6 protein-coding genes are annotated in these 6,000 nt (G+C 68.1%); 1 reads left to right on the forward strand and 5 read right to left on the reverse strand.

The window, feature by feature from the left end:
- Positions 1–73: 73 nt before the first annotated feature.
- The 3 genes from BJG92_RS08500 to BJG92_RS08510 are packed head-to-tail and all read right to left on the reverse strand — an operon-like array spanning position 74 to position 2,546.
- Positions 74–928, reverse strand: coding sequence for an SDR family oxidoreductase (locus BJG92_RS08500; RefSeq protein ID WP_232083598.1), 855 nt, complete (start codon positions 926–928; stop codon positions 74–76).
- A 3-nt stretch (positions 929–931) separates the two neighbouring features.
- Complete coding sequence (locus tag BJG92_RS08505; RefSeq protein WP_232083599.1) at positions 932–1,936, reverse strand: aldo/keto reductase family protein; 1,005 nt, start codon at positions 1,934–1,936, stop codon at positions 932–934.
- Between the two features lie 40 nt (positions 1,937–1,976).
- On the reverse strand, positions 1,977–2,546 hold the full coding sequence (locus BJG92_RS08510) for a hypothetical protein (RefSeq protein WP_232083600.1): 570 nt from the start codon (positions 2,544–2,546) through the stop codon (positions 1,977–1,979).
- A 230-nt stretch (positions 2,547–2,776) separates the two neighbouring features.
- On the opposite strand from BJG92_RS08510, the gene BJG92_RS08515 reads away from it, so the two are divergent.
- Positions 2,777–3,217, forward strand: coding sequence for a YchJ family protein (locus BJG92_RS08515; RefSeq protein WP_232083601.1), 441 nt, complete (start codon positions 2,777–2,779; stop codon positions 3,215–3,217).
- A gap of 27 nt (positions 3,218–3,244) precedes the next feature.
- Here the strand turns inward: BJG92_RS08515 and BJG92_RS08520 are convergent, their stop codons facing one another.
- Together BJG92_RS08520 and BJG92_RS08525 are read right to left on the reverse strand one after the other, a co-directional pair.
- Entirely contained in the window at positions 3,245–4,195 is a 951-nt protein-coding gene (locus BJG92_RS08520; protein ID WP_232083602.1) for a TIGR04086 family membrane protein, read from the reverse strand.
- Between the two features lie 166 nt (positions 4,196–4,361).
- The coding region (locus tag BJG92_RS08525) for an acyl-CoA dehydrogenase family protein (protein ID WP_232083603.1) at positions 4,362–6,000 on the reverse strand (1,639 nt) is incomplete at its 5' end.

Genomic DNA, 6,000 nt, shown 5'->3' on the forward strand with positions numbered 1-6,000 from the left:
CAGGTCTACGCCGCTCCCCGGACGCGGTCAATACTGGGCCAGTCCGGCGGCGGCCGGAGATTCCCCGGGGCGCCTAAAGCCGATGCGACGCCGCCAGGAACCCGGCCAGGCCCAGCGGTTCGCGGCCGGTGAGCTCGTGCACGGCCGACGTCGGGCCGGCGAGTTCCCCGGCGGCAATGGCGGTATAGGTGCTCACCCAGGCGTCGACCTGCCACGGCGGGGCGCCAAAGGAGGCCCGCGAGGCGTAGGCCTCCGCCAGGGTCTCGTGGTGGAAAGTGATGGTCCGGCCGGTCCCGGAGGTGAGAAGCTCGGCGGCCCGGGCCAGGGAGATATCCTCCGGGCCGGTGAGGTCATACGTCCGGCCCACATGCAGCGCCGGGTCCCGGAGCACCGTCGCGGCCGAACGGGCGATGTCCGCGCGGGCGACGGCTGCCATGACCCCGCCCCCGGCGGGCCCGCGGATAACGCCGTCCTCGCCGGCGAGCAGGGGCAGGAAGTCGAGGTAGAAGTTGTCCCGCAGGAAGGTGAAGTCCATTCCCGAGGTCCTGATCCGTTCCTCCGTGGCGTAGTGGTCCCGGCCCAGGGTAAAGGTGCAATCGGGCGCGGCGCCGAAGAACGAGGTGTAGACGATGTGCTGCACCCCGGCTGCTGCCGCGGCGTCCACGAACGTGTAGTGCTGCTGGAGCCGGTCCTCGGCCTCGGCGGCGGAGACCATGAACAGGGTCTTCACCCCTTCCAGCGCAGCCGACGCCTCCACCGGGTCCGCATACGCGCAGATGACGGGCACCGCACCTGCCAGCTCGGGTGCCCGTGCGGCGTCGCGCACCAGCAGCCGCTGGGCATTTCCGGCGTCGGCCAGCAGCCGCGCCACCAGGCCGCCCAGGTGGCCTGTGGAACCGGTGACGGCAACCTCAGGGCTGCCCGCCACGGACTATGCCTCCCGGGAGGCGGGCGACTTGGTCTGCGCGGGGTCGCGTTCGGCGAGGGAACCGATCGCGGCGTCGATCTTCTCCATAATTCCGGCCTCCAGCTTCACGCCCGCAGCCGCCACGTTCTTTTCGATCTGCTCCGGCCGGGAGGCGCCCATGATGGCGGAGGCCACGTTCTTGTTCTGCAGCACCCAGGCGATACTCAGCTGGGCCATGGACAGTCCGACTTCCTCAGCGATCGGCTTGAGCTTCTGCACACCGGTGAGGACCTCGTCTGACATCCAGCGCTCGATCATCTTCGAGCCGCCCTTGGCATCCGTGGCTCGGCTGCCCTCCGGGGCCGGCTTGCCGGGGTGGTACTTGCCGCTCAGGACCCCCTGCGCCATGGGGGACCAGACGATCTGGGACAGGCCAAGTTCCGCGGAGGTGGGAATCACCTCGGCTTCAACCACCCGCCACAGCATCGAAAACTGCGGCTGGTTGGAAATCAGCTGGAAGCCCAACTCACGGGAGAGGGCATGGCCTTCGCGGATCTGGCTGGCCGTCCACTCGCTGACACCGATGTACAGCGCCTTGCCCTGGCGCACGATGTCCGCGAACGCCTGCATGGTCTCTTCCAGCGGCGTCTCGAAGTCATAGCGGTGGGCCTGGTAGAGGTCCACGTAGTCCGTTTGCAGCCGGGTCAAGGAGCCGTTGATGGACTCCATGATGTGTTTGCGGGAGAGCCCAAGATCGTTGTGGCCCTTGGGACCAGTGGGGCCGAAAACCTTCGTGAAGATCTCCACCGATTCCCGCCGCTCGTCCTTGAGGGCATCGCCCAGGACCGTCTCCGCTACCGTGTTGGCGTACACGTCCGCGGTGTCAAAGCTGCTGATACCGGCGTCGAGCGCTGCCCGGACGCACTGCGTGGCGACGTCGTTCTCCACCTGCGATCCGTGCGTCAGCCAGTTGCCGAAGGTGATTTCCGAAATTTTGAAGCCGCTGTTCCCCAGGTATCTGAATTCCATGGGTTTCACCGTAGCCGACATAGCTGTCCGGAGTAAGGCCTCAGCCGGCTTTGCGTTCCTGGGCATGCGGCGGCCGCAGGCTGAGATCCTTGGGTGCCGGCAGGCGGCCGGGCAGCGAATCGAGCGAGCCGGTGTCCAGGACGGACTCCATGGCGGACACGGGGAGTTTCTTGAATGCGCGCGGAACGGTGCCGAGCTCGCCGTTGCGGTCCGTGGCAGACGCGACGAGCGGCGCTACTTCCGTCAGGTCCTGCGCCAGCGCCGTGGGGCTGGGGAGCTCGCGGACCGAGACCCTGATGGGCGGGGCGGCTTCCGCCTTGGCCCGGGAGGCGGCGCGTGCATCGGCCCGCGCGACGGCGGCAGCCCACTCCGGTGACAGGACGGGTTCCTTCTTGGCCGGCTTGGGACGTTTCGCGGACCGGGCGGTTTCGGCGGCGGGACGGCCTACGGACCGGGCGGTCGCCATGAGGACAACCGCCACGAGCCGGCCGGCGCCGGCAATCACCAGCGTCGCAACAAACACGAGGAAGAGGCCGAGGAACATGACAAACGCCACTCCCACGGTCATTAAGAAGGTCAGGTTCAGCGCGATGGTTGTTGGATCTTCCATTTCACCTTTCCGGACCGGCCTGCCATGCGCTGCCCGCCGCAACAATTGCGCCGGGCCACAGCACCTCTCAACCATACGGACTTTTCGGAGCCGATAGGCGGAGATCGCCGGTCTCCGCCAAGACGTGTTGAAGCTGTTATCCGAGGCAGGGCGGCGGCGTCCGGGCCGGCAGCGTCTATAGTCGGAATCAGCCCCGCCGGCGTCGTCCGGCCCCGCCGGAAGGACACCCCGTGACGCACGCTGCCGCCCCCACCCCGGAGCCAAACCACCAGCGGGACGGTGCCGCATACCAAGGGAATTGCCCCTGCCTTTCAGGAGAGCAGTACGGCGATTGCTGTGGCCGCTTCCACCACGGGGACGCGGAGGCGTCGACGGCGGAACAGCTCATGCGCGCCAGGTACAGCGCCTTCGTCCTGCTGGACGCAGGCTATCTGCTGCGGACCTGGCATCCGGACACCCGCCCGGCTGAACTGGAGCTGGATCCGGCCATGCAGTGGCGCCGCCTCGATATCGTCTCAACCAGCCGCGGCGGCCCGCTGGACAGCGAGGGGACGGTGGAGTTCAAAGCCCATTTCCGGCACGCCGGCGGCAGCGGAGTCCATCAGGAAACCAGCCGGTTCCTCCGCGTTGACCGCCGCTGGTACTACCTGGATGCCGCGCTGCTCGGCTGAACCCGCTGCACCCGGGACAGCGGGTGCCTAACGCTCTTCGACGGTTTCCACCGGCGTAAAGCCGGCGCGGTCCACTTTGCGGTGGAAGCGCATGCCGGCGAGGCCGCCCAGCACCGCACCCACCAGGGCAACGATTGCCACTACCACGGCGGCGATGATGCTCGTCGTGGTCAACTGGCCCTCATTGACCGGGATGCGCGGGAAGCTGTTCAGGCTCGCCAGGATGTTGTATTTCTGGCCGGCCACGAGGCCGAAAATCGCGACGACGACCGCCGCGATGAGGGCCCAGACCCACACCATGAAGCCCTGTATGGCGCCATTGAACCGGGCCATCCTGCCTGCAACGTAGCCACCGCAGTAGTAAGCCACCAGCAGGATAGCCAGCAGTACGATGATGCCGACGAGGCCCACCGTCTGGTTGCCCGAATTGACGGCCTCGTTGACGTCGGTGTTGGTGGCGAGCCCGACGGCGGTGCCGGCGGCGGCGACGAAGGCGGTCAGCAGCACCGCCATGCCGGTGGCCGCGAGCCAGCCAAAGAAGGCGGAGCCGATCTTGAGGCCGCCGAACTGCTCCTTTTCCCGGGCAACAACGGTTTCGCGGGTGGGCACCTCTTCGGCGACTGCGACGGCGACGGGGCCGTCGCCGTGCCGTCCTGCGGTGACCGGCTGGGGGCGGGTCGGTTCGGCGGTGACCGGCTGGGCGCGGGTCGGTTCGGCGCGGATCACATCATGGGTCCGGGTGGCGTCAGCGGCTCCGGTGGGAATGGCACGCGTGTCCTCGGCGCGGGTGCTGCTGACAGGTTCGGCAGGGAGCGGCTCGCGGCGCACGGGATCCACCGGGGCGGTCTCGGCGCGGTCTGCGGTCCGGCGGTCCGCGTCCTGGCGGGCATCATGGATGCGCGCGTCCGGGTTGACGCTGGCTTCCTCCTCGCCAGCGCGTCGGGACGGTCGGTCTTCGGGGCCTGCTGTGCTGCTCATGAGGACTACTCACTTTCACTGTTTTGATCCGGGGGCACGGATAATCCGGGCACAGAAAATCGTAGACCGGCGTGCAGAACTTGGCTCCACCTAAGCACGGACGGAACGCGGTAGCAAGGATGCTTACTATCGAGGCGGGCCGCGGGGATTCGTTCGATGCCCCGGATCAGCGGTATTTGCGGTGCAGGTTCTTCCTCGCCGAAGCGCGCGGGCTGGCGTCGGCAATCCACGGGCCGGTGCCTTCGGACTGGTCAAGGACGCCCGCTTCAAGCCATTCGTAGTTGCCGGCCAGGACCTTACGCGCGAGGACATGGTCAGCGTCGTCCGTGTTCCTCCACAGCTGGTCGAAATACTCCTCCACCCGCACCCGGGCCTGCTCGCAGTAGGCCTCGGCGAGCTCGTAGGCGGAGGCGCCCCGGTCCGGAGCAGTGCGCAGCAGCATCTCCGCCCGTGAGCAGCAGGCGGCCATCGCAAACAGCTCGGCGCCGATATCCACGATCCGGCCCAGGAATGCCTGTTTGTGCTCCAGCTTCGCCTGCCAGCGGCCCATACCGTAGAAGGTCTGCCGGGCCAGCCGCCGGGAGGAGCGTTCGACGAAGCGAAGTTGCTTGGCCAGCCTGCCGAAGTCGCTGTAGGACCGCGGATCCATGCCGGCTCCGGCCACGAGCCTGGGCAGCCACTTCGCGTAGAAACCGGATGCGCCAACCGCCGCCTTCGCCTTCTCGGACAGGCTGGCGTCCTCGGAGGCGAGGTCGCCGGCCGCGGCGAGGTGCGCGTCCACGGCTTCCCGCGCGATTAGAAGTTTCATGATCTCCGAGGACCCCTCAAAGATCCGATTGATCCGGAGGTCACGCAGCTGCTGTTCTGCCGGCACTGCGCGCTCACCGCGCGCCTCCAGCGAGTCCGCCGTTTCGAAGCCGCGGCCGCCGCGGATCTGCACCAGCTCGTCGGCGATCCGGCAGCTGATCTCGGTGCACCACAGCTTCGCCAGCGCCGCCTCGATCCGGACGTCCTTCTGCCCGGCGTCGGCCATCTCCGCGGACAACTCGAAGACCGCGTCGAGGGCGAACGCGCTTGCCGCGATGAAAGCGATCTTCTTGCCTACGGCCTCGTGCTGGCCGACCGGCCGGCCCCACTGGGTGCGCGCGTTGGACCATTCGCGGGCGATCTTCAGGCTCCACCGCCCGGAGGCGACGCAGAGCGCGGGAAGCGCGAGCCGCCCGGTGTTCAGGGTGGTGAGGGCGATTTTCAGGCCCTGGCCTTCGCGGCCCAGCCGATTGGCTGCCGGCACCCGGACCTGGTGGAAGCGCGTGACACCGTTTTCGATGCCGCGCAGCCCCATAAAGGCGTTGCGGTTTTCGACCGTGATACCCGGGGAGTCCATCTCCACGACGAAGGCGCTGATGCCGCCCTTGTGCACTGTGCCGTCCGCGCCGGTGCGGGCGGGAACGAGTGCCATGACGACGACGAGCTCGGCGATCACGCCGTTGGTGGTCCAGAGCTTCACGCCGTCCAGGAGGTAGGACTCGCCGTCGTCGGACGGGACGGCGGTGCTGCCCATCCGGGCGGGGTCGCTGCCGACGTCGGGTTCTGTCAGCAGAAACGCGGTGATAGCGCCGGCGGCGCAGCGCGGCAGGTACTCCTGCTTCTGTTCCGGCGTGCCGAACACCTTGACGGGCTCGGGGACGCCGATGGACTGGTGGGCGGAGATCAGGGCGCCGAGGCTCGGATGCACCGAACCGAGCATCGCCAGCGCCCGGCCGTAGTACACGAGGGAGAGTCCGAGCCCGCCGTAGTGGCGGGGG

This window comes from Arthrobacter sp. SO5 (assembly GCF_020532805.1).
GTDB lineage: Bacteria > Actinomycetota > Actinomycetes > Actinomycetales > Micrococcaceae > Arthrobacter.